This is a genomic window from Stenotrophomonas sp. 93052_Sma (genome assembly GCF_056481145.1).
This window is the reverse complement of record NZ_CM151134.1, coordinates 4,912,501-4,935,001: the sequence shown is the minus strand read 5'-3', so window position 1 is coordinate 4,935,001 and position 22,501 is coordinate 4,912,501. Positions and strand designations below refer to the sequence as shown.

14 protein-coding genes and 5 pseudogenes are annotated in these 22,501 nt (G+C 68.2%); 10 read left to right on the top strand and 9 right to left on the bottom strand.

What is annotated here, in order from left to right; genetic code table 11:
- Positions 1-109 precede the first annotated feature (109 nt).
- From ACZK2V_RS22990 to ACZK2V_RS22965, 6 genes and pseudogenes are all read right to left on the bottom strand, one after another.
- Positions 110-505 (bottom strand): hypothetical protein, encoded by a 396-nt coding sequence (locus ACZK2V_RS22990; RefSeq protein ID WP_071228684.1) that lies wholly within the window; start codon positions 503-505, stop codon positions 110-112.
- A gap of 94 nt (positions 506-599) precedes the next feature.
- Positions 600-2,643: pseudogene (locus ACZK2V_RS22985) on the bottom strand (FUSC family protein).
- A 3-nt stretch (positions 2,644-2,646) separates the two neighbouring features.
- Positions 2,647-4,107, bottom strand: coding sequence for an efflux transporter outer membrane subunit (locus ACZK2V_RS22980; RefSeq protein ID WP_486322864.1), 1,461 nt, complete (start codon positions 4,105-4,107; stop codon positions 2,647-2,649).
- On the bottom strand, positions 4,104-5,021 hold the full coding sequence (locus ACZK2V_RS22975; RefSeq protein ID WP_486322863.1) for an efflux RND transporter periplasmic adaptor subunit: 918 nt from the start codon (positions 5,019-5,021) through the stop codon (positions 4,104-4,106). Before ACZK2V_RS22975 ends, ACZK2V_RS22980 begins: the two co-directional genes overlap by 4 nt.
- The gene (locus ACZK2V_RS22970) at positions 5,018-5,227 is read right to left on the bottom strand and encodes a DUF1656 domain-containing protein (protein ID WP_010487502.1); all 210 of its coding nucleotides are present in this window, start codon (positions 5,225-5,227) and stop codon (positions 5,018-5,020) included. The genes ACZK2V_RS22975 and ACZK2V_RS22970 overlap by 4 nt, the downstream gene beginning before the upstream one ends.
- 108 nt (positions 5,228-5,335) lie before the next feature.
- The gene (locus ACZK2V_RS22965) at positions 5,336-5,791 is read right to left on the bottom strand and encodes a MarR family winged helix-turn-helix transcriptional regulator (RefSeq protein WP_012481667.1); all 456 of its coding nucleotides are present in this window, start codon (positions 5,789-5,791) and stop codon (positions 5,336-5,338) included.
- A gap of 781 nt (positions 5,792-6,572) precedes the next feature.
- Here ACZK2V_RS22965 and folE point away from each other — a divergent pair.
- The 4 genes and pseudogenes from folE to ACZK2V_RS22945 all read left to right on the top strand — a co-directional run bounded on the left by folE (position 6,573) and on the right by ACZK2V_RS22945 (position 12,850).
- Positions 6,573-7,184, top strand: a complete 612-nt coding sequence (folE, locus tag ACZK2V_RS22960; RefSeq protein WP_004141296.1) for a GTP cyclohydrolase I FolE — start codon at positions 6,573-6,575, stop codon at positions 7,182-7,184.
- A 112-nt stretch (positions 7,185-7,296) separates the two neighbouring features.
- Positions 7,297-8,766, top strand: a complete 1,470-nt coding sequence (locus tag ACZK2V_RS22955) for a DUF3375 domain-containing protein (RefSeq protein WP_486322862.1) — start codon at positions 7,297-7,299, stop codon at positions 8,764-8,766.
- Positions 8,753-9,455, top strand: a pseudogene (locus ACZK2V_RS22950) (DUF4194 domain-containing protein). Before ACZK2V_RS22955 ends, ACZK2V_RS22950 begins: the two are co-directional and overlap by 14 nt.
- Before the next feature lie 16 nt (positions 9,456-9,471).
- Positions 9,472-12,850 (top strand): annotated as a pseudogene (locus ACZK2V_RS22945) (ATP-binding protein).
- Positions 12,851-12,946: 96 nt separating this feature from the next.
- Here ACZK2V_RS22945 and ACZK2V_RS22940 read toward each other — a convergent pair.
- Positions 12,947-13,726, bottom strand: coding sequence for a sulfite exporter TauE/SafE family protein (locus ACZK2V_RS22940; protein ID WP_071229494.1), 780 nt, complete (start codon positions 13,724-13,726; stop codon positions 12,947-12,949).
- Between the two features lie 102 nt (positions 13,727-13,828).
- Between ACZK2V_RS22940 and ACZK2V_RS22935 the strand changes: the two genes are divergently transcribed.
- Positions 13,829-14,221: a YchJ family protein gene (locus tag ACZK2V_RS22935; RefSeq protein ID WP_189720274.1), complete on the top strand. Its 393-nt coding sequence runs from the start codon at positions 13,829-13,831 to the stop codon at positions 14,219-14,221.
- Between the two features lie 3 nt (positions 14,222-14,224).
- Here the strand turns inward: ACZK2V_RS22935 and ACZK2V_RS22930 are convergent, their stop codons facing one another.
- The gene (locus ACZK2V_RS22930) at positions 14,225-15,505 is read right to left on the bottom strand and encodes a GGDEF domain-containing protein (protein WP_189720273.1); all 1,281 of its coding nucleotides are present in this window, start codon (positions 15,503-15,505) and stop codon (positions 14,225-14,227) included.
- Between the two features lie 150 nt (positions 15,506-15,655).
- Between ACZK2V_RS22930 and egtB the strand changes: the two are divergent.
- The 5 genes and pseudogenes from egtB (at position 15,656) to ACZK2V_RS22905 (ending at position 20,973) form a co-directional block, all read left to right on the top strand.
- Positions 15,656-16,925 (top strand): annotated as a pseudogene (gene egtB / locus ACZK2V_RS22925) (ergothioneine biosynthesis protein EgtB).
- Positions 16,922-17,896 carry an L-histidine N(alpha)-methyltransferase gene (egtD, locus tag ACZK2V_RS22920; protein ID WP_486322861.1) on the top strand — a complete coding sequence of 325 codons (975 nt, stop codon included), beginning with the start codon at positions 16,922-16,924 and terminating at the stop codon, positions 17,894-17,896. Before egtB ends, egtD begins: the two are co-directional and overlap by 4 nt.
- Before the next feature lie 84 nt (positions 17,897-17,980).
- Positions 17,981-19,186, top strand: a pseudogene (locus tag ACZK2V_RS22915) (lytic murein transglycosylase); the annotation flags it as partial.
- Positions 19,187-19,286: 100 nt separating this feature from the next.
- Positions 19,287-20,153 (top strand): D-hexose-6-phosphate mutarotase, encoded by an 867-nt coding sequence (locus tag ACZK2V_RS22910; protein WP_486322860.1) that lies wholly within the window; start codon positions 19,287-19,289, stop codon positions 20,151-20,153.
- A gap of 49 nt (positions 20,154-20,202) precedes the next feature.
- The gene (locus ACZK2V_RS22905; RefSeq protein ID WP_071229488.1) at positions 20,203-20,973 is read left to right on the top strand and encodes a DUF2628 domain-containing protein; all 771 of its coding nucleotides are present in this window, start codon (positions 20,203-20,205) and stop codon (positions 20,971-20,973) included.
- Positions 20,974-20,979: 6 nt separating this feature from the next.
- Here ACZK2V_RS22905 and ACZK2V_RS22900 read toward each other — a convergent pair whose 3' ends face one another.
- Positions 20,980-22,167: a benzoate/H(+) symporter BenE family transporter gene (locus ACZK2V_RS22900; protein WP_032130225.1), complete on the bottom strand. Its 1,188-nt coding sequence runs from the start codon at positions 22,165-22,167 to the stop codon at positions 20,980-20,982.
- Positions 22,168-22,501: the final 334 nt, after the last annotated feature.

Below are 22,501 nucleotides of genomic sequence, written 5' to 3'. Positions count from 1 at the left end.
AATGCAGTGCCGAGCCATGCTCGGCTGATGGGCCATGGAGTCGAGCATGGCTCGACTCTACAAAAGAGCGTCCTGATCGCTTCGGCGTTCATCCACGCATGGCGTGGATCTACGCGATCAGTACCAGGCCATCGGGGAAAACGATCGCCGCTTCATCAGCGCTCACGTCGAAGAAGCCCACACCGTGCTTCTCGGCCAGGTCCTGCACGCGGCCGTGCGCACGTTCGGCCACCGAATAGGCGAACGCGCCGTAGATCACCTGACTACCGATGCTGTACTCGGTCACCTCGGCACGTTCGTCATCGTCGTTGCTCAATGGGCCGTTCAACGGCGGGAATTCCTGCGCCATCTCCGCGAACCACGCCTGCAGCGCCGGGCTGCTCACCGCCGGGTCGTCGTACTCGTGGCGCTCGTTCCACTGCGTCTGCTTCTCGAACCAGGCGATGAAGGCCGCCGCTTCACGCGGGGCGGCGCTGGCCTCGAACACCATCATGTCGTAACTCATTGAACCGTCCTGTTGCAGCGCCAGGGTCGGATCCCTCTCCGCAGGAGAGGGCTCTGACCCCTGTGCGGAGTCTGTGGACGCACAGGGTAGCGCGCTACGGCTGCGTCGCTGTGCGCATCGCCAGCCCCGGTGCCAATGCCTTCGCCTCCGGGAACAGCGCGAAGCGCAGGCCGATCAGGCCCATCAGGGCTTCATCGCGGGCCTTGCAGGCGGCCACACTGCCGACCCGTCCCAGCGAGGTATCCAGCCGCTCGCGCAGCGCCTCGGCCGCCACAATCGGTTTGCGCGCGGCGATCTGCCGGCGGTAGTGCACGGCGACCTCTTCCAGGATGTGCTCGACCGCTTCGCGGCTGCGCTCGGGCAGTTCCAGCCGGGCGCGGCGCAGCTGCAGGATGTTCAGGCCGATGCGTGCTTCATTGAGCATGTCCACCGACGCGATGTCGCTGCCCTCCGGCGTCGCCGCCAGGCGCGGCGCGAGCAGGCCCAGCAGATCGAGCATGCGCGCGCGCGGCGAAGCGCTGGCGGTCCTGCTGGCCACGACCTTCGGCGGCTTCGGCCAGCGTGGTCCAGCCCTGCCGCACCAGCCGGCGCGCGGTCCACTCGGCGCCCACCGAACGGAACAGGCGGGTCATCACCACCGCAAAGCCAATGCCGATGAACATCGCGATGGACGAGTTGAGGAAGGTCTGGATGTTGGCGCTGTAGGTGTTCTGCAGGCTCAGCAGCGCGGCCAGGTTCACCGTCAACGGCAACGCGAACAGCGCGCTCTTGGGGTGGTGCAGCATCAAGCCCAGCGGCAGGAACGCCACCGCCAGCACCAATGCCAGCAGGCCGAAGTCGTGCACCGCCGGGAACACGCCGAACAGGTACACACCGGCCACCACCGAGGCGACCATCGCCCACACCAGGAACGACACCATGCTCGGTGCCGGGTCGTCCTGTGCAGCGAAGAATGCAGCGGTCACCGCGGCCATCATCGCGCCGTTGCCACCACCTTCCCAACCCAGCGCGATCCACAGCACGCAGTAGCTCATCAGCGCCACGCCGACACTGAGCGCGGAGAACAGCGCCATGCCGTAGTCGACGTGCTTGTCGGCGGCCACGCGTTCGGTTCGGATGCGGTAGTGCGCGCGGTCCAGCGGCGCGGTGCCGTGGTCGATCGCGTGCTGCAGCGTGCGGCAGTCCTGCCACAGGTCCACCAGTTCCTCCAGGCGCAGCAGCAGGCTGGCCAGCTGCAGGTGCTGCAGGTCGCGGTCCACCTGCGGCTTCAGTGCGCTGATGCGCGCGCGCAGGCGGGCGTACTCGCTGGCGTTGGTCGGCCCGTCCAGCCAGTCGTGGATATCGTCGACCAGTGCCGGCAGCCCTTCCGGCAGGGCCTGTCCGTCGCTGCGCAGCGCACTCAGGCGGTCGGCAATCGAGGACAGCACCGGCAACAGCAGCAGCATGCGCTCGCGCAGGCGCTCCATCGACACCGCCGAACCGGCATGGCGTGGATCATCGCGGCGCAGGAACTCGATCAGCGCCTCGAACTGCACCAGGTCGGCGGCCAGCCGGTTGCGCGGCGCATGCGCGCGGCCACGTTCAAGGATCTGCCGGCACCACTGCGCGGCGTCCTCCATCCAGTTGCCGATGCGCGCGCGCAGCATCGGACGTACCGAGGCCGGGAACAGCAGCGACGCGAACAGCACCGCCACCACCGTGCCGAGGATGATCTCCTCGCTGCGTGCCACCACCGTGTCGAAGATGGTTTCCGGCGAGGTCACCGCCGGGAAGCCGATGAAGGCGGTGGTGTAGCCGGCCAGCAGGAACGCGTAGCCGCGCGGCCCGCGGCTGAGCAGGGCCATGAACAGGCAGCCGGCCAGCCAGATCGACATTGCCGCGCTCAGCACCAGCGGCGTCTCCACCAGAGCCGGCAGCACCAGCAGGGTGGCCAGGCCGGCCACCAGGGTGCCGACGATGCGGTACACGCCCTTGGCCCGGGTTGGGCCCAGCAGCGGCTGGCTGACGATGTACACCGTGCCCATCGCCCAGTACGGGCGCGACAGGTTGCCGGCCATGGCGATGTACAGCGCGGCCACCGCGGCCAGGTAGGTCTTGATCGAGAACAGCCAGGCCTGGCGGTCGGTCAGCGCGTTCATGGCTTACTTCGCTGCGGTCGAGGCGTTGGGCGCGGCGGCGCTGGCCTGCCAGCCACCACCCAGCACCAGGAACAGGTGGATCTGGTCGCGCGAGACCTGCGCTTCGGCGGCGGCCAGGGTGGCATCGCTGGTGGCCAGGCTGCGGTCGGCATCCAGGCTGGACAGGTACGGCGTGCGGCCGCCCTGGTACAGCCGACGGTTCTGCTCGGCGGCCAGTGCGGCCTGCTCCTGCGCGATGCGCAGCGACTGCAGCCGCCGCAGATCCTGCGCATAGCGGTCCAGCGCGGTCTGGGTCTCGCGCAGCGCCTGCAGCACGGTGTGGTCAAACTCGGCCAGCGCGGCATCAGCACCGGCTTCGGCGGCGTGGATGCGCGCGTGGGTGCCCGAGGACGGCAGCGTCCACGAGATCAGCGGGCCAATCGACCACTGCTGGGTCATCGGCGTGCCGAAGTCTTCCAGCAGGCCGGCGGCACCGAGCGAGGCACCCAGGCGGATGTCCGGGTACAGCTCGGCGGTGGCGACACCAATCCGCGCCGTGGCCGAGGCCAGCTTGCGCTCGGCCTGGCGCACGTCCGGGCGACGCTGCAGCAGTGCACGGCCATCACCGACCGGCAGCGGCTGCGCCAGGCTGGGGGCATGTGCACAGTCGATCACACCGGCCGGCAGCTGGCCCGGGGTCTGCCCCAGCAGCGCGGCCAGCGAATAGGCGGCGGCCGAGCGCTGCGCCTGCAGCGGCGGGAGTGCAGCTTCCAGCAGCGCCACCTGGGCATTGGCGCGGGCCAGTTCCGGCGGCGTGCCGCGGCCGGCCGCGATCAGGCGCTCGGTGACCGTGCGGCTGCGCTGCTGCAGCTGCAGCGAATGCTCGGCCACGTGCAGCTCGTGGTTGGCGTGGCAGATTTCCAGATAGCTGTCGGCGACCTGCGCGACCACGCTGACCTGGGCCAGGTCGCGCGCCGCAGCGACCGACTGCTCGTCGGCACGCGCCGCTTCGGCGCCGCGCTTGAGCTTGCCGAACAGGTCGAACTGGTAGCTGACCGCGAACTTGCCATCGGCCAGGTTGATCACCGGCAGCTCGTGTTCCTGCAGGAACGATTCGGCCGACAGCTGCGCGCGGCTGACGCCGGCCTCGGCCTCGTACTCGAAGCCACCGGCGTCCAGCGCCTGTTCGTACACCGCCGCCGCACGACGCAGGTGCGCATCGGCGGCTTTCAGTTCAACGTTGTCGCGCAGCGCCTGGGTGATCAGGCCATCCAGCATCGGGTCGTTGTACAGCGACCACCAGCGGTCGGGCAGCGCCTGGTTGGCGGCGATCTGCGGGTTCTGGGTATCGATGAAGGCGGCATTGGCCGCCGGGCGCTTGAACGCCGAGCCCTCCGGCAATGCATAGTCCGGGCCGACGGTCCTGCACGCGGCCAGGCTGGCCAGCGCGACGATCAGGCCGAGACGGGGCAGGGCGGCGTTCACAGGCCCGCCTGTGTCGGCGCGGTGCCGGCCTTGTTGTTGTGCGGATGGCGGCCGGTGTCCACGGTCACCGTGGCGGTGCGGCCGGCGATCAGTTCCACGCCCTTGGGCACCTCGTCGATGGCGATGCGCACCGGGATGCGCTGGGCCAGGCGCACCCAATCGAAGGCCGGGGTCACGTTCGGCAGCAGGGTGCTGCCATTGCTGCGGTAACGGTCCTCGATGCCGGCGGCGATGCTTTCGACATGGCCACGCAGCGGGGTCGATTCGCCCATCAGGCGGATGTCCACGGCTTGTCCCGGGGCCACGCCACGCAGGCGGGTTTCCTCGAAGTAACCATCGATGCGGAACGAGCCGGTATCCAGCAGCGCCAGCACCGGCTTGCCGGCCACCACGTAGTCGCCCACGCGCATGGTGCGGTCGTTGACCCGGCCATCGGCCGGTGCGCGCACCTCGGTGCGCCCCAGGTTGAGCTCGGCCAGGTCGACCGCCGCCTGTGCGGTGGCCAGCGCGGCCTGTGCGGCCTGCAGCTTGGCGCGGCGCACTTCGGCGTCCTCGGCGGCGACCAGGTCCTGCAGGCTGCGGTCACGGCCGATCTCGCGGCGCAGCTGTGCCACCGAGGCCTGGCGCTCGCCCAGGCTGGCCTTGGCCTGTTCCAGCGCGATGCGGTAACGGGCACGGTCGACCACGAACAGCAGGTCACCCTTCTTCACCGCCTGGTTGTCGGCCACCTGCACCGTTTCCACCAGCCCGGACACGTCCGGCGCCACCTGCACCACGTCGGCACCGACATGGGCATCGCGGGTCCATGGCTCATCCATGTAATAGACCCACAGCTGGCGCAGCACCAGCAGGGCGATGATCACGGCTGCGCTGGTGAGCAGCACCGGCAGGGTCTTCTTCACGATCTTGTTCACGATTGCATCCAACGCAGGAGGTGGAACAGCAGGCCCAGCACGATTCCGTACAGCGCCAGGTTGAACAGCGCCGGGTGCCATACATGGCGATAGGCGCCGGCACGCTGCAGCAGCGCGTGCAGGCCGCTGTTGACCAGATAGGCCAACAACATCAACCCGAGCAGGGTCGGGACGAACACTCCGTGGAGACTGAATTCACCGGGCATCGGTAGGGGCGGGGGCGAGGTGGGGGAGGGGAGGAGCAAAGAAACAGCAGCAACGGGTAAAAGCCGCTGGCGTGTGCACGGCAGCGGCGGTATTCGGGGGCAGCGGTCTTACGTGATGCGGTCGGCAGCCTCGGCCAGCAGGCGCCATGCCTTCAGCACGGCGTGCAGTTCATCCATGGAAAGCTCGCCGAACACGTCCTGGCGCAGTCCGATCAACTGGTCTTCCAGCTCGCTGACCAGCGCGTGTCCCGCGTCGGTCAGCCACAGCAGGTTGGCGCGGCGGTCGCTGGCGTCGCTCTCGCGGCGGACCAGGTCGCTGGCGCACAACTTGTCCAGCAGGCGCACCAGCGAGGGACCTTCCATGCCCAGCTGCTGCGCCAGCGCCACCTGACGGATGCCACCGCCGGAGCGGCCGATCATCAGCAGCGGCATGGTGCAGGCGGTGGAGATGCCGTAGCTGCCGAGCCGGCTGTCGGCCAGGCGCTGCCACTGCCGCCCTGCGTACAGCAGGCCGGAGCTGAGCTGCATCTGCAGCACGGTGCGCTCGTCGAGGGGTCGGTCCATAAGAGATAGATAGGATACTACTAATTTCATTCCTATCAATGGGTTTTTATGAATGGGCGGGTGTGTTGAGTAAAGCGTTGCGCCACGTTGCTACGGGTGGGGCAGCGGGGGCCGGACGGGGCAGGACACGCCGTGAACCCCCCTCCGGGGTCCGGCCCAGCCGCTGGCGGCTGTGCGTTCGGGCGCTTGCGAGGCATGCCTCGCAAGCAAGCGCCCTCACCCTTGGGGGCTCGGCCGCGGCTTGCTCGTGTGCGCGTCCTGCGCACACGGCAAGACCGGCGTTGGGCGTCCTGCCCAACCCGCCCGAGGCATGCCTCGGGCCCATGCCGCGGACGGTCCTGCCCCGCCCGGCCCCCGCTGCCCGCCCATCACCCCGCGGGCGCGGTGGGTTGGCTCTTTAAAAGCAAGGGCAGAAGCAGTGCGGACCAAGGTCCGCACCCACCAAAGCAGAAGACACCACAGCAGTCGCGCAGTCGCGCGTGGTGCTTCCGAAGCCATGACCCCCCGCTTTTGACCCGCTTTCGGGCGGTCCGGCCGCGCCCGCAGGAAACTGTCAGGGGGGGAGAGGGGGAGAGGGGGCTGCGCAGGACCGTTGGCGCCATGGATGGCGCCATCGAGCCCCCAGGGACGGGTTTACGGCGTGTCCTGCGCAGTCCCCTTTCCCCCTCCAAACCGATAGCAACGACGCGCCAACAACGACCCCCCGATGAACCGTCCCAACAGGACGACCCACCCCCCGGTCGGGTACGATGCTCGCCCCCCGTTCGGGACGCTGTACGCAATGAGCAAGAACAACGAAAAGGCCGCCCCGCAGGGCGACGTGACCCAGGACCAGGCCGAGGATGCCGTGCGCACCCTGCTGCGCTGGGCCGGTGAGGACCCGTCCCGTGAAGGCCTGCTGGATACCCCCCGCCGTGTCGCCGAAGCCTATGGCGACTGGTTCAGCGGTTACCGCGACGACCCGCGCGCCTACATGGAGCGGACCTTCGAGGAAGTGGCCGGCTATGACGAACTGATCGTCCTGCGCGACATCGAGTACGAAAGCCACTGCGAACACCACATGGCGCCGATCATCGGCCGCGTGCACGTCGGCTACCTGCCGGCCGGCAAGGTGGTGGGCATCAGCAAGCTGGCCCGCGTCGTCGAAGCCTATGCCCGCCGTTTCCAGGTGCAGGAGAAGATGACCGCGCAGATCGCCCAGTGCATCCAGGATGTGCTGCAGCCAATCGGTGTCGGCGTGGTCGTCGAAGGCGCCCACGAATGCATGACCACCCGTGGCATCCACAAGCGCGGCGTCAGCATGGTCACCTCGAAGATGCTGGGCAGCTTCCGCGACGACGCGCGTACCCGCGCCGAGTTCCTGCGCTTCATCGAAGTGGGCGGCAAGCGCTGAGCCGCTTGCCCGCACCACGCCGGCCCCTGCGGGCCGGCATGCCCACGGCTGCCCGCGCGGCCGCCGTGCGTGGCTGCTCGTCCCCGCCAGCCCTCATGACTCCTTTCGCTGCATGAAGCATCGCGAACGCATCTCCCGTTACCGCCATCTGCGCGAACAGCCCCAGTGGAAGCTGCTCGCCGCCGACCACGCTCCGGAAATCATCGGCCTGCTGCAGGGGCTGCTGATGGACGGCGAGCGCACGCTGTCGTCGTCGGTGCTCAACGAGCGCCTGCAACGTGCGCTGGACCAGCTCAACGGCGACGAACTGTCGCGCGACCTGCCGCGTACCGCGCAGGCCTACATCGCGCACTGGCTGGCCCAGGGTTGGCTGGAACGCCGCCTGCCCGAAGGTGCCGACCAGGAGCAGTACGAGCTGTCGACCGCGGCACTGCAGGCGATCCGCTTCGCCGATGGCCTGGAGCAGGCCCGCGTGGCTGCCACCGAAAGCCGCCTGGCGCTGGTCATCGAACAGCTCTCGCAGCTGGCCGCGCAGACCGAGTCCGATCCGGATGCGCGCCTGTCGGCGCTGCGCGACGAGCGCGACCGCATCGACGCCGAGATCGCCCGCGTCGGCGCTGGCCGCGTGATCGCGCTGGATGGCAAGCGCGCACTGGAACGTGCGCGCCAGATCATCGGCCTGGCCGACGAGCTGACCGAAGACTTCCGCCGCGTGCGCGACGACTTCGAGCAGCTCAACCGCGATTTCCGCGAACGCATCATCGACGATGAGGGCGAGCGCGGCGATGTGCTGTCGCAGCTGTTCGAAGGCGTGGATGTGATCGGCGAGAGCGATGCCGGCCGCAGCTTCCAGGCGTTCTGGCGCCTGCTCAACGACGCCGAACAGAGCGCACAGCTTGATGCTGCGCTGGAAGCGGTGCTGGCGCGTGGCTTTGCGCGCCGCCTGGACCGCAACGAGCGCAACTTCCTGCGCGGCTTCACCAGCACCATGCTCGAGCGCGGTGGCCAGGTGCACGATGTGCTGCAGAACTTCGCGCGCAGCCTGCGTGGCTTCGTGCAGAGCCGTGGCTACCTGGAACAGCGCCGCCTCAACCAGCTGCTGAAGCAGGCGCAGTCCGAAGCACTGGCCCTGCGCGACGAGTTCCCCGCACAGCGAGGCATCGGCCGTGACCTGCAGCTGACCACCAGCCGCCTGCGCTCGTGGTCGCAGTGGAGGCTGCACGATCCACGCAGCGCCCAGGTCGATGGCAACGTCGAGTACAACGACGCGGCCGCGATCAGCCTGGAAAGCGTCGGCGATCTGGTCGCTTCGTCCGAAATCGACTTCCGCACCCTGCGCCGTGACCTGCACGACCTGCTCGATGCACAGCCGCGGCTCAGCATCGCCCAGGCCCTGTCGCAGCGCGAGGCGCCGCAGGGTCTTGGCAGCGTCGTCGGCTACCTGTCGCTGGGCACGCGCTTCGGCAACGTGGTCGCCGGCGAGCAGGAGCTTGCCGAATGGCGTGGTGGCGACGGCCAGATCCGTCGCGCCCGCATCCCGCTGGTTTGGTTTACCCAGGAGAGACGCCATGAGCTGGCATGAAGATCCCATCGACGCAGCGCAGGCCGACGTGGCGGAAGACGCCTACGAAGCCGAGCCGGTGGCGGCCGTGGCGCAGTCCCGCCGTGGCAACGACGTGTATTACCTCGGCGATACCGGGCGCCTGCCGCTGGATGCGCGCCGCGCGCTGTGCGCAGCTGCTGATCGGCCCCAGCATCGACCAGCTGCGCCACGCCAAGCTGTGGCCGGCGCTGATCCGCAGCGAGGCGGCCATCCGCTCGTCGCTGGCGGACCTGTTCCTGGAACTGGTGCTCGACCGTGACAGCGGCGTGGCGTTCACCCGCCAGGCCGATACCGAAGACGTGGATGCGCCGGTGCTGCTGCGCACCTCGCCGCTGACCTTCATCGATTCGGTGCTGCTGCTGTACCTGCGCCAGCAGCTGGCCGAGGCCGATGCGCGCGGCAACCGCGCGGTGGTCGCCGACGCCGAGATGGCCGAAGCGCTGGCCATCTACGAGAAGAACCTGTCCACCGACCGCGCCGGCTTCAACCGCCGCGTCGCCTCGGCGGTGCAGAAGATGAAGGACAACCACATCCTGACCCGCCTCAGCGGCCAGGAAGACCGCCACGAAGTCTCGCCGGCGCTGAAGCTGCTGTTCTCCGCCGAAGACGTGTCCCAGCTTTCGGCGGTGTACCGCCAGCTGCGCGAAACCCCGGCCGCCGAGGCCTGAGAGACCCGACCATCGCATGGCTATCTCCAAGCACACTCCCGCACTGTTCAACGAAGGCCTGCCGGACCCGCGCCTGCAGCAGTTCCGCATGCGCCGCCTGCAGGTGCACAACTGGGGCACCTTCAACGGCCTGACCGAAGTGCCAATCGCCGAGCGCGGCTTCCTGTTCGTCGGCCGTTCCGGCTCGGGCAAGTCGACCCTGCTCGATGCCATGTCCGCGCTGCTGACGCCGCCGGCCATCGTCGACTTCAACGCCGCCGCGCGTGAAGCCGAGCGCAGCGGCCGCGACCGCAACCTGGTGTCCTACGTGCGTGGCGCGTGGGCCGACCAGCAGGACAGCGGCACCGGCGAAATCGCCACCCAGTACCTGCGCAAGGGCGCGACCTGGACCGCACTGGTGCTGGAATACCGCGCCGGCGATGGCCGCGTGGTCAGCCTGGTGCGCCTGCTGTGGATCTCCGGCAACGGCACCTCGGCCGGTGACGTGCGCAAGCACTACATGATTGCCGAGCGCCCGTTCGACATCGCCAAGGATCTTGGCGGTTTCGACCTGGACCTGCGCAAGCTCAAGCAGAAGCTGTCCGACCTGCATCACTTCGACACCTTCTCCGGCTATGCCGAGCGCTTCCGCGACCTGCTCGGCATCGACAACGAGATGGCGCTGCGCCTGCTGCACAAGACGCAGTCGGCAAAGAACCTGGGCGACCTCAACGTCTTCCTGCGCGACTTCATGCTCGACACGCCGAAGACCTTCGACGCCGCCGAGCGCCTGGTCAGCGACTTCGCCGAGCTCGATGGCGCGCACCAGGCCGTGGTCACCGCGCGCCGCCAGGTGGAAACCCTGCTGCCGGCACGCGCCTACTACAACGACCTGAAGGAAATGCACCGCCAGCGCGGCGACGACGAAGCGCTGAAGCTCGGCGTCGACAGCTTCCGCGAAAGCCGCCGCCAGGCGCTGATCGAAGCGCGCCTGCGCGAGATGGACGTGCGTGATCGTGGCCTGCTCGGCGAAGAGGCCCAGCGCCGCGCCGCGCTCGACAACCACACCGAGCGCCTGGCCGAACTGGAACTGCAGCGCCGCCAGCAGGGCGGTGAACGTATCGAGGAACTGGAGCGCGAGCAGGGCCGCGCCGAAGCCGAGCGCGACCGCCGCAAGGCCAAGCGTGACCAGGCCCAGGAGGCGGCACAGCAGCTGCAGGCCGAACTGCCCGACGATGCACATGGTTTCGCCGAGCTGGTCGAGCGCGCACAGAACGAACTGCAGGACCGCCAGCGTGCCTCGGCGGCACTGGACGATGCGATCAGCGATCGCCTCGGCGGCAAGCGCGATGACGAGCGCCGCTTCGGTGAAGTGCGCAGCGAACTTGAAGCGATGCAGCGCACCCCCTCCAACATCCCGGCGCCGATGCAGAAGCTGCGCGCGCCTGGCCGAGGAAACCGGCATCGCCGAAGCGGCGCTGCCCTTCGTCGGCGAGCTGATCCAGGTCCGCTCGGAAGAGCAGGGCTGGCAGGGCGCCATCGAACGTGTGCTGGGTGGCTTCGCGCTGTCACTGCTGGTCGACGACAAGCATTACAACGACGTCGCCGAGTGGGTGAACCGCACCCACCTGGGCATGCGATTCACCTACTACCGCGTGCGCCGCAACGACGATGCGTTCGCGCGCGAGCCGTCGGCGAAGTCGCTGCTGCACAAGCTGGAACTGCGCGAGCATGTGTTCGAAAGCTGGCTGCGCCGCGAGCTCGGCAAGCGATTCGACTACGAGTGCGTGGATGCCAAGCAGCTGCGCAACGTCGACCGCGGCATCACCCGCGAAGGTCAGGTCAAGCATCCGGGCGACCGTTTCGAGAAGGATGACCGCAGTGCGGTGGGCGACCGCCGTCGCTGGATCCTTGGTTTCAACAACCACGACAAGGTGGGCGCCTTCGAGCGCGAAGCACAGGAACTGGCCAAGCGCATCGCCAGCTGCGAGACCGATATCGCACGCCTGCGCGGCCAGCGCGACCGCGACAATGAGCGCCGCCTGGCCTGCCACGAGCTGGTCAGCATCAGCTGGAACGAGATCGACATCGCTGCCCCGCAGCAGCGCCTGAGCGATATCGAAGCGACTCTGCGCGACCTGCGTGAAGGCAACGCCGACCTCGCCAAGCTGGCCAAGCAGATCGACGCCGTGCGCGCCGACATCGAGCAGGCCCGCCGCACCTATGAAGACGTCCGCGTCGAGCGCGGGCAGCTGGTCAAGGAACGCGACCGCCTGGACCGCGCCCGCCAGCAGAGCCGTGCGCTGGTGCTGCCGAGCCTGGCCCAGGAGCAGGAAGCCGGGCTGGCCGAGCGCCTGCAGGAGCAGGGCCCGCTCAGCCTGGAAACGCTGGAAGCGCACATGCGCCAGGTCAGCAACGCGCTGAACGAGCAGCTGTCGTCCTCGCAGCAGGACCTCAACCGCATCGAGAACCAGCTGATCGGCTGCTTCCGTCGCTTCATCCAGCAGTGGCCGGAGGAATCGGGTGACTTCACCGTCTCGGTGGCCTCGGCCGAGGACTTCCTCGCCCGCCTCGAACGACTGGAGCGCGACGGCCTGCCGCAGCACGAAGAGCGCTTCTTCGATCTGTTGCAGAACCAGAGCAAGAACAACCTGCTGGCCCTGCAGCGCCACAGCGCCGAGGCCCGCAAGTCGATCGGCCAGCGCCTGGACGAGGTGAACGCCAGCCTGGAACAGGTGCCGTTCAACCGTGGCACGCTGCTGACCATTGAACTGAGCGACCGCCGCCTGCCGGAAGTCGGTGAGTTCCACCTGCAGCTGCGCGAGGTGCTGTCGCAGCAGCAGACCGAGCAGCGCGAGCTGGCCGAATCGCAGTTCACCGTGCTGCGCCAGCTGGTCAACCGCCTGGGTTCGCAGGAAGGCGAAGACAAGCGCTGGCGCGAACTGGTGCTGGACGTGCGCATGCACGTGGAGTTCATCGGCGTCGAGCTGGATGCGGAAACGCGCCAGCAGGTCGAGATCTACCGCAGCGGCGCCGGCAAGTCCGGCGGCCAGCGCCAGAAGCTGGCTACCACCTGCCTGGCGGCAGCGCTGCGCTACCAGCTCGGCGGTGCCGACAGCCAGCTGCCCAGTTACGCCGCGGTCGTGCTTGACGAAGCCTTCGACAAGGCCGACAACGAGTTCACCGCACTGGCGATGAACATCTTCGACAACTTCGGCTTCCAGATGGTGGTGGCCACCCCGCTGAAGTCGGTGATGACGCTGGAACCGTTCATCGGCGGTGCCTGCTTCGTCGAAATCAGCGGCCGTCACGACTCCGGCGTGCTGCTGATCGAGTACGACGAAGAAGGCAAGCGCCTGAAGCTGCCCGAGCGCAGCCGCCAGCAGGCCAACGAACCGGAAGAAGCGGAGGCCTGACCCGGCCGATTGAATGGGAATGCCGGCCAGCGGCCGGCACTACCCATGGGCGGGGTTCATGACCCGGTAGTGCCGGCCGCTGGCCGGCAACCGCACTCACGCTCCGCGCAACGTATCCCACGCCATCCGCGCGATCAGCACCACCACCAGCCCCACGAACAGCTTGCGGATGAACGGCGTGCCGCCCTTCAGCGCCAACCGCGTGCCCACCACCGAACCGATGATGTTGGCCGCCGCCATCGGCAGCGCGAACAGCCACAGGATGTTGCCGGTCGGCACGAAGAACGAGATCGCCGCCACATTGGTCGCCAGGTTCACCACCTTCGACGCGGCCGATGCGCGCAGGAAATCCAGTCCGAAGAAGCGCACGAACAGGAAGATCAGGAAGCTGCCCGTACCCGGCCCGAAGAAGCCATCGTAGAAGCCGATCGCCGCACCAATGGCCAGTGCGATGGTCAGCTCGCGGCGGCCGATTTCCTGCGGCCGGTGCAGCGCGCCGAAGTCCTTTTTCCACAACGTGTAGGCCAGCATCGCGATCAGCAGCACCAGCACCAGTGGGCGCACCGCGTCCTTGGGCAGCAGGCTCACCGCGGTGGCCCCGGCGAAGGAGAAGATGAAGGCGGTGCCGGCCGCGAACAGCACCGGCTTCCACGGGAAGCGCACGTTGCGCGCATAGCGCCAGGCAGCCGCACCGGTGCCGAACATCGAACTGAACTTGTTGGTACCGAACAGCATCGCCGGCGTCTGCTGCGGCAGCACCGTGAACAGGCCGGGCAGCTGAACCAGGCCACCGCCACCCACGGCGGCATCCACAAGACCGGCGATGAAGGCGATCACCACCAGCCACCACAACTCAGGGGGAACCAGTTCCAGCACGGCGATCAATCAAGGTGGGGGCGCGACAGCATACGCCTGTCCTGCTTCAGCTGGCCCGTGCCGTGCGTGGATCAATCCGCACAACCCGGCGACAATGCCGGCATGAGCCGAAAACCCGCCGATCCCTGCCCCTGTGGCCTGCCTGCCGACTATGCCGCCTGCTGCGGCCGTTTCCACGCAGGTGAAGCCGCACCCGATGCCGAGCATCTGATGCGTTCGCGCTACAGCGCGTATGTGCGGGGCCTGGCCGACTACCTGCGCCAGACCTGGCACCCGGACACGCGTCCGGCCGAGCTGTCACTGGATGAAGCACCCGGCCAGCGCACGCATTGGCTGGGCCTGACCGTGCACGAGCACACCGTCACCGGTGCCGACAGCGCCGACGTCCGCTTCACCGCGCGCTATCGCGTCGGCGGCGGCAGTGCGGTCAAGATGACCGAACACAGCCGCTTCCAGCGCATCGACGGCCGCTGGTACTACCTCGACGCGGTCTGAGCCCTACACGCTGCGCGCAGCCAGCACGCGCTGGCCGCCGTGCGCGTGCACCTGGTTGCGGCCGCCGTCCTTGGCCACGTACAGCGCCTGGTCGGCGGCCTTGACCACCGCCATTGGGCGCGGATCCACGCGGCTGTCGGCCAGCCCGATGCTCACCGTCACCTGTACCACCTGGCCGCTGCCACCGCGTCCGCGCTGCTGTCGGCCGGCTTCGTCATCACGGCTGCGGGTGCTGCGGTCGCGCAGCTGCATGCGGGTCTCCTCGATGCTCTGCCGCAGCGCCTCCACGGCATCCATGCAGGCCGCCGCAGGGCGGTCCAGGAACACCACCGCGAACTCCTCACCGCCATAGCGGAATGCACGGCCACCGTCGCCCACCCGCGCCAGCCGCGAGGCCACCAGGCGCAGTACATCGTCGCCGGTGTCGTGGCCATGGGTGTCGTTGAATGACTTGAAGTGGTCCACGTCCACCATCGCGATGCTGTAGGTGCCGCGTGCCCGCTGCAGGGTCTCGTTGAATGCCCGTCGCCCCGGCAGGCCGGTCAACTCATCGCGGAAGGCCATGTGGAAGGACTCCTGCAGCATCGCGCCCAGCATCAACAGCAGGGCGGCGCTGCTCAGCGCCGGCAGCAGTACCGGGTGCAGGAAGATCCGCGGCAGCATCCACCACAGGCACAGCAGGGCCAGCAGCATCGCCGTGTGCAGTGGCCGAGGATGCCGCCACGCCTGCCAGCCCAACGCTGCGGTCGCCAGCAGGAACAGCAGCGCCGGCAGCTGCGCCAGCGCGTTCCAGTCGGCGGGAATCCAGGCCCAGTGACGGTTCGACAGCAGATCGTGCATGCCGCGCGGCTGCTGTGTGGCTAGCAGCAGGAAGATCATCACCGCGGTGCCGCTGGCAATACCGCGCAGCAGCAGGTCCTGGCGCCGCCGTCCGCGCTCCGGCCACAACGCAAGGCCGGCAGACAACAGCGGCAACCAGGCCGAGATGGCGTGGAAGCGCAGCGGTGTCAGCGTGGTGACATGGCCATTGCGCAGGTAGCCAGCGACGTCCTGGTGCAGCAGCGCGAACATCACCGCCACAACCATCAGCAGGCACAACGTGCGCACCTGGTGGTAGAGCAGGGCCAGGCCGGCACCGAGGCAGGCCATCAGCCAGGGCAGGACGCGCTGCGCCGGGCTGGCCACGTCTGCGGTATCCAATGCGGTCCACACCACCACGGCAACCAGCACGGCAGGCAGCACGAACAGGTAATGCGCAGGCTGGCGGAGCGGATGCAGGGGCAAGCAGGAATTCCAGCGCGGTGACGACGCGGCCGCAGCATTGCCGTTAGCGGCGTTCGTGGTGGCTTCTTGAATGCGGCAGGCTCATCCATGTGAACGAAGTGACGCCGAACCATGACATCGCACTCACCGTCCAGCGCCGATGCTGCCCACATGGACAGCGTACCCGCCGCCGTCGCTGCCCCGCAGCACGATCTCGCCCGCCAGTTCGCCCATGTACGGACGCGCAGCCTGCAGCTGGCCGCGCCGCTCAGCGCCGAGGACGCCATGCTGCAGAGCATGGCTGACGCCAGCCCGAGCAAATGGCACCTGGCCCACACCACCTGGTTCTTCGAACGCTTTGTGCTGGCGGGTTTCGGCACCGCGCCAGCGCATGACCCGGCCTGGGACTACCTGTTCAACAGCTACTACAAGAGCATCGGCCCGGCGCATGCGCGGCCACAGCGCGGGTTGCTGTCGCGGCCCTCGCTGCAGCAGGTGCGCGACTACCGCCAGCAGGTCGATGCGCAGGTGCAATCGCGGTTGGCGGCGGGCGATCTCGATGAACAGGCACTGCAACATCTGCAGCTGGGCCTGCAGCACGAGCAGCAGCACCAGGAACTGCTGCTCACCGACATCAAGCATGCGTTCTGGTGCAACCCATTGCAGCCCGCCTACCGCGAGGACCTGCAGCCTGCCACCAGCGCTGCCAGTGCGCAGGGCTGGATCGAATCACCCGAGCGCATCGTCACCGTCGGCGCCGCGGCATGGCCGCAGCAGGCCGCGTTCGCCTATGACAACGAATCGCCAGCGCACCGCGTGCTGCTCCCCGCGCACGCATTGGCCGAGCGTCCCGTCAGCAATGCCGAGTATCGGGCCTTCATCGACGCCGGTGGCTATCGCGAACCGCGCTGGTGGCTCAGCGAAGGCTGGGCGCTGCGCGAAGCCGAGGGCTGGCAGCACCCGCTGTACTGGGATGACGCCCTGCAGCGCGAGTACACCCTGGGCGGTTGGCGCGAACTGGATCCGCACGCGCCGGTCTGCCACCTCAGCTACTACGAGGCCGATGCCTGCGCCCGCTGGTCCGGCGCGCCTGCCCAGCGAGTACGAATGGGAAGCCGCCGCTGCGTCGCAGCCGCTGCGCGGCCATTTCGCCGATGACGACCGGCTGCATCCGCTGGCAGCGCAGGGCAGTGGAATACGGCAGCTGTTCGGCGATGTCTGGGAGTGGACCCACAGCGCGTATGGCGCCTATCCGGGCTTCCGTCCCTTCGCCGGCAACCTCGGTGAGTACAACGGCAAGTTCATGTGCGGGCAGTGGGTGCTGCGTGGCGGCAGCTGCGCGACACCCCGCGGCCATGTGCGCGCCAGCTACCGCAACTTCTTCATGCCGCCGGCGCGCTGGCAGTTCTCCGGGCTGCGCCTGGCCAGGGACCTCACATGAGCACCGTGCATGACGCGCTGCAGGCATTGACCGATCTCACTCCCGGCCGCCAGCAGATCCTGGCCGACGTAGTGGCCGGACTCTCACGTACGCCGCGCCAGCTGCCGTCCAAGTACTTCTACGATGCGCGTGGCTCGCGACTGTTCGAGCAGATCACGCAGACCCCCGAGTACTACCCCACGCGCACCGAGCTGGCCCTGCTGAAGCGTGTGCTGCCGGACGTCGCCCGCACCGTTGGCCCGCACCTGCACGTGGTGGAACTGGGCAGCGGCAGTGGCCGCAAGACCGCGTTGCTGCTGGCTGCCCTGCACGACCCGGTGGCCTACACGCCGATTGAAATCTCGCGTGCCGCGCTGCTGTCCAGCATCGACCATCTGGCGCCGGCGTTGCCGGAGGTGGAGATGCTGCCGGTCTGTGCCGACTTCACCCGCCCCGTCGCCGTTCCCATGCCCGAGCGCGAACCCGCGCGACGGCTGCTGTTCTTCCCCGGTTCCACGCTGGGCAACTTTGAAGGCGAAGACGCGGTCGCACTGCTGCGGGCGATGCGCCAGACGATGGGCCGCGACGGCCTGGCCCTGGTCGGCATCGATCTGCACAAGGACCCGGCGCTGATCGAAGCGGCCTACAACGACACGCAGGGTGTCACCGCCGCGTTCACTCTCAACCTGCTGGCCCGGCTCAATCGCGAGATCGGCAGCGACTTCGACCTCGACGGCTTCCACCACCGTGCCTGCTACAGCACCGCGCGGCTGCGCATCGAAACCGATCTGGTCAGCCGCTGGGCGCAGGATGTGCATCTGGACGGCCGCACCTTCCACTTCGCCGCCGACGAACCGATCCGTGTGGAGTACAGCCACAAGTACACCGACGACAGCTTCGAGGCGCTGCTGCAGCAGGCGGGCCTGCAGGTCACGCAGCGCTGGAATGCCGACAGTCCCGCCTACGGCCTGCGCCTGCTGCGTGCCATCTAGGGCGGCCGGCCAGCCGGTACCCCTTCAGGTTCTGCAGCACCGCTACCCCTAAGATGGCCGTGCAACGGCAACACGGAGGACGCCATGCCCATTCTGACCACCCTCGGCCTGGCGGCCGCTCTCGCCTCGCCCCCCGCGCTGCCTGCAGCACCGGATGCCAGCGTCGATCCGGCCTTCAGCCGCTGCCTTTCGGGCCTTCAGGCCACGGCCGCCAGCCAAGGCATCAGCGCCGAGCGCTTCAACGAAATCATCGCCGGCCTCACCCCGGACCCCAGCGTGCTCAGCCTGCTCGACGCGCAGCCGGAATTCACCACGCCGATCTGGGACTACCTGGCCGCGCTGGTCGATCGCCAGCGCGTGGCTGATGGTCGCACCATGCTGCAGCAGCATCGCGACCTGCTCGATCGAGTGTCGGCGCAGTACGGCGTCGATCCGGCCACCATCGTCGCGGTCTGGGGCGTGGAGAGCGACTACGGCCGCGTGTTCGGCAAGCGCCCCCTGCTGCAGTCACTGGCCACGCTGTCCTGCGCCGGCCGTCGCCAACCCTTCTTCCGCGGTGAATTGCTGGCACTGCTCAAGCTGATCGACCGCGGCGACCTGCAGGCACAGGGCCTCACCGGTTCCTGGGCCGGTGCCTTCGGGCATACGCAGTTCATGCCCAGCACCTACGCACGCATCGCCGTGGACGGTGATGGCGATGGCCGCCGCGATCTGGTCGGCAGCATTCCCGATGCGCTGGCCTCCACTGCCAACTACCTCAAGCGTGCCGGCTGGCGCAGTGGCGAGCCGTGGGGCATGGAAGTTCTCGTTCCCGCTGGCTTCAACGCCAGCCAGGCCGGACGTACCCAGCGTCGCGCCCTGGCCGACTGGCGTGCGCAGGGCCTGACCGCGCTGGATGGCAGTGTGCTGGCTCCGGCCAACCTGCCGGCGGATGGCGCGCCGCCCTGCTGCTGCCGGCAGGGATCAAGGGTCCGGCGCTGCTGGTGTTCCGCAACTATGACGCGATCTACAGCTACAACGCCGCCGAAAGCTATGCGCTGGCGATCGCCACGCTGGCCGACCAGCTGCGTGGCGGCAGCGGGTTGGCCACCGCCTGGCCGACCGACGACCCCGGCATCGGCCGCGATGAGCGCCGCCAGCTGCAGACCCTGCTGCTGGCCCGCGGCCACGATATCGGCAGCGCCGACGGCATGATCGGTACCGCCACCCGTCGCGCGATCCAGTCCGAGCAGCAGCGCCTGGGCTGGGCCAATGCCGATGGGCGTGCCGGCCAGCGCATCCTGCGCGCTGCAGGAAGAGGCGGCCGCCATCGCACCCGCTGCGCAGAAGGCCTTGCCCCAGGCACGCTGACCGCGACATCATCGCCGCGGTCTTCAAGGAGCGTCATCGCATGCAGTCGGATCCGGACATCAGCAGCGGCCTGTATCACGGGCTGGAGGCCTGGCACGTGCGCACCCCCAGCGCGACGGCGGTCATCAGCGTGTTCGGCGGACAGCTGCTGTCGTTCATTCCCGATGGGCAGCCCGATGTACTGTGGCTTTCACCCACGCGCGCCGAGCTGCCCACGCCCATCCGCGGTGGCGTCCCGGTGTGCTGGCCGTGGTTCGGCCGCCAGGGCCAGAACAATGATGTGCCCGCGCATGGCCTGGTGCGCACCGCGCGTTGGAAGCTTCTGCAGGCCAGCCAGAGCGATGACGGTGAGGTCGAGCTGCAGTTGGCACCTGCACCCTGCGCCGATCCCGGCCTGCGCCTGCAGATGCAGTTGCGCATCGGCCGCCAGCTGCGTCAGCAGCTCGTCACCGAGAACACCGGAACCTCGCCGGTGACCTTCACCCAGGCCCTGCACAGCTATTTCCGGGTGGGCGATGCCAACCAGGTCGAGGTCGAGGGCCTTGATGGCCTGCAGTACCTGGACAAGTACGAGGACTATGCGCAGCTTCGCCTGCAACAGGGACCGTGGTCATTGCGCGATCCGCGTGACCCCGGTCGCAGCGATCGCATCTATACCGGTGCCGGCGGCCATTACGTGCTGCGTGATCCCGTACTGCAGCGGCGGATCGAGATCCGCAGCGAAGGCAGCCAGACGCTGGTGGCCTGGAATCCCGGTGCGGAGGCGGCAGCGAAAATGGCCGATGTCGGCGATGGCTGGCACGATTACGTTTGCCTGGAAGTGGCCAACGCAGGCCCGGAGCAGATTACGCTTGCGCCGGGTGAGCGCCATCAGCTGGTGCAGACCCTGGCCAGTACCGGGCTGTAGGCGCTGGCAGCGGTTTCAGTTTGTCGATGCAGTAGCAAGGACGGAAAACATGCAGGAAGCACAATGGTGGTACGCCAATGGCAGGCAGAGCAGTGGGCCGGTGGATCTGGCCGGTCTTCGCCAGCTGCAGCGGGAAGGGACGGTCACGGCGCGAACGCTGCTCTGGTGCGAGGGCATGCCCTCGTGGCGGCCGTTGGCGGAGCTGGATCAGGCCTCAACGCAGGTCGAGGTGGCTCCGGTCCTGGATATCGACGCAGCGCCCGCGGCCGAGGGCATTGCGCCGAGCGTCGGCGATCCGTCCGATCCCTATCGTGCGCCGGTCGCTGCACCGGATGTGGCTGCGGCTGGGCTGGAGGGCGAAATGGCCTTGTACGCCAGCGTGGTCGGTGGCAACTTCCCGATCTATCGCCAGCGCTGGCGGCTGGATCAGGGCATCGCCACGGGCAGTGGCACCTGGCACTGGCCGGCATTCCTGCTCGGCCTGATCTGGATGATGTACCGCAAGATGTACCGCCTGGCGGCGATGTGGGCTGGCCTGCTGCTGTTGATCAGTGTGGTGGAGACCTTGCTGGATGTGCCGGATGGCCTGTCACTGGTCATCACCTTTGCGCTCAGCATCACCACCGGCATCTTCGGCAACAGCTGGTACCTGGCACACTGCCAGCGCCTGATCGCCCAGGCCCGTGCCGTCACCGGCGGCGATGACGCACGGCTGCGCAGCGAGCTGACCGCGCGCGGCGGCACCAGCGTGGTCGCCACACTGATCGCCATCGTCATCGCGGTGGTGCTGAGCACCGTCGGCGCCGCATTGGCGGGGTAGGGCAGGTCAGCGTCCCTGGCGGGGCCGCAGCACCAGCAGGCACAGCGCACCGGCCACCAGGCCCCAGAACGCCGAGCCGATGCCGGCCAGTGAGACGCCCGAGGCGGTCACCAGGAAGGTGACCAGTGCCGCCTCGCGGTCCCGCTCTACTGCCAGCGCACTGGCCAGGCTGTTGGCGATGGTGCCGAACAGCGCGATACCGGCCACGCAGGCCACCAGCTCTTTCGGGAACGCCGCGAACAGTGCGGCCACCGTGGCGCCGAACAGCCCGACGACAATGTAGAAGGCGCCGGCCGCCATCGCGGCGGTATAGCGTCGTGCCGGGTCCTCATGCGCATCGCGGCCCATGCAGATCGCTGCGGTGATTGCCGCCAGGTTCAGTGCGTATGCACCGAACGGTGCCAGCAGCGTATTGACCACACCGATCCAGCCGATCAGCGGCGACACCGGGGCGTCGTAGCCGGATGCGCGCATCACCGCCACGCCCGGAATGTTCTGCGAGGCCATGGTGACCACGAACAGGGGCAGGGCGATGCCAGCCACTGCAGTCCAGGACAGGGATGGGGTCACCCATTGCGGTACCGCCAGTTGCAGCTGCACCTGCTGTGCGTGCAGCAGGCCACGGCTGGCCGCCACCGCGATGCCGACCAGCAGGGTGGCGATGACCGCATAGCGCGGGAACAGGCGGCGTCCGCCCAGCCAGGTGGCGAACATGGCCAGCGCCAGTACCAGTTGGGTGTTCATGGCCACGAACACGTCCAGGCCGAAGCGCAGCAGCACCCCGGCCAGCATGCCGGCGGCCAGCGCCATCGGCACCCGCTGCATCAACCGGGCGAAGATGCCGGAGAAGCCTGCCAGCATGCCAAGCACCGCAGCGAGCAGGAATGCACCGGTGGCTTCAGCGAGCGAGGCACCGCCTGCACCGACCACCAGCATCGCCGCGCCCGGGGTTGACCACGCGGTCACCACCGGCACGCGATAGCGCAGCGACAGCCCGATGCAGGTGACACCCATGCCCAGTCCCAGTGCCCACATCCATGAGGCGATCTGTGCCTGGTTGGCACCGACGGCTTGTGCAGCCTGGAACACGATGACGGCCGAACTGGCGAAGCCGACCAGCACAGTAATGAAGCCGGCAACGAGGGCCGGTACTGAAAGGTCGCGCCACCACGCTTGCCGCACCTGCATGTTCATTGCCGTCTCTCCACTGTGCATCCGTGCATTGATAGCCCTTGTGGCGTTGACCGCGCAACGCGCGGTCAACGCCACAGTGATCTTCGAGCGTATGTCATGCGTGATGTTGCGTTGGTTCTGTCATCACCCTGCAAAAAAATGCTTGACGAAATCCGCAGGATCTCTAGAATTCGCTCCCTTGCTGCAGCGCACCGCTTCTTCGGAAACGGCACGCAGACAGCAACGCCACCACCGCCGAACGAGATGATCGAACGAAGGTGTTGACGGACTCGAAAAGTCCGGCATAATAGGCGGCTCGCAACGACGAAAGACCCCCGGGTCCAACGACGAAGCA

Excerpts from the sequence above, each read along its gene's own strand:
- ACZK2V_RS22990 (WP_071228684.1), bottom strand. The coding sequence starts at position 505 with ATGAGTTACGACATGATGGTGTTCGAGGCCAGCGCCGCCCCGCGTGAA.
- ACZK2V_RS22970 (WP_010487502.1), bottom strand. The coding sequence starts at position 5,227 with ATGCCCGGTGAATTCAGTCTCCACGGAGTGTTCGTCCCGACCCTGCTC.
- ACZK2V_RS22965 (WP_012481667.1), bottom strand. The coding sequence starts at position 5,791 with ATGGACCGACCCCTCGACGAGCGCACCGTGCTGCAGATGCAGCTCAGC.
- folE (WP_004141296.1), top strand. The coding sequence starts at position 6,573 with ATGAGCAAGAACAACGAAAAGGCCGCCCCGCAGGGCGACGTGACCCAG.
- ACZK2V_RS22955 (WP_486322862.1), top strand. The coding sequence starts at position 7,297 with ATGAAGCATCGCGAACGCATCTCCCGTTACCGCCATCTGCGCGAACAG.
- ACZK2V_RS22935 (WP_189720274.1), top strand. The coding sequence starts at position 13,829 with ATGAGCCGAAAACCCGCCGATCCCTGCCCCTGTGGCCTGCCTGCCGAC.
- egtD (WP_486322861.1), top strand. The coding sequence starts at position 16,922 with ATGAGCACCGTGCATGACGCGCTGCAGGCATTGACCGATCTCACTCCC.
- ACZK2V_RS22910 (WP_486322860.1), top strand. The coding sequence starts at position 19,287 with ATGCAGTCGGATCCGGACATCAGCAGCGGCCTGTATCACGGGCTGGAG.
- ACZK2V_RS22905 (WP_071229488.1), top strand. The coding sequence starts at position 20,203 with ATGCAGGAAGCACAATGGTGGTACGCCAATGGCAGGCAGAGCAGTGGG.
- ACZK2V_RS22900 (WP_032130225.1), bottom strand. The coding sequence starts at position 22,167 with ATGAACATGCAGGTGCGGCAAGCGTGGTGGCGCGACCTTTCAGTACCG.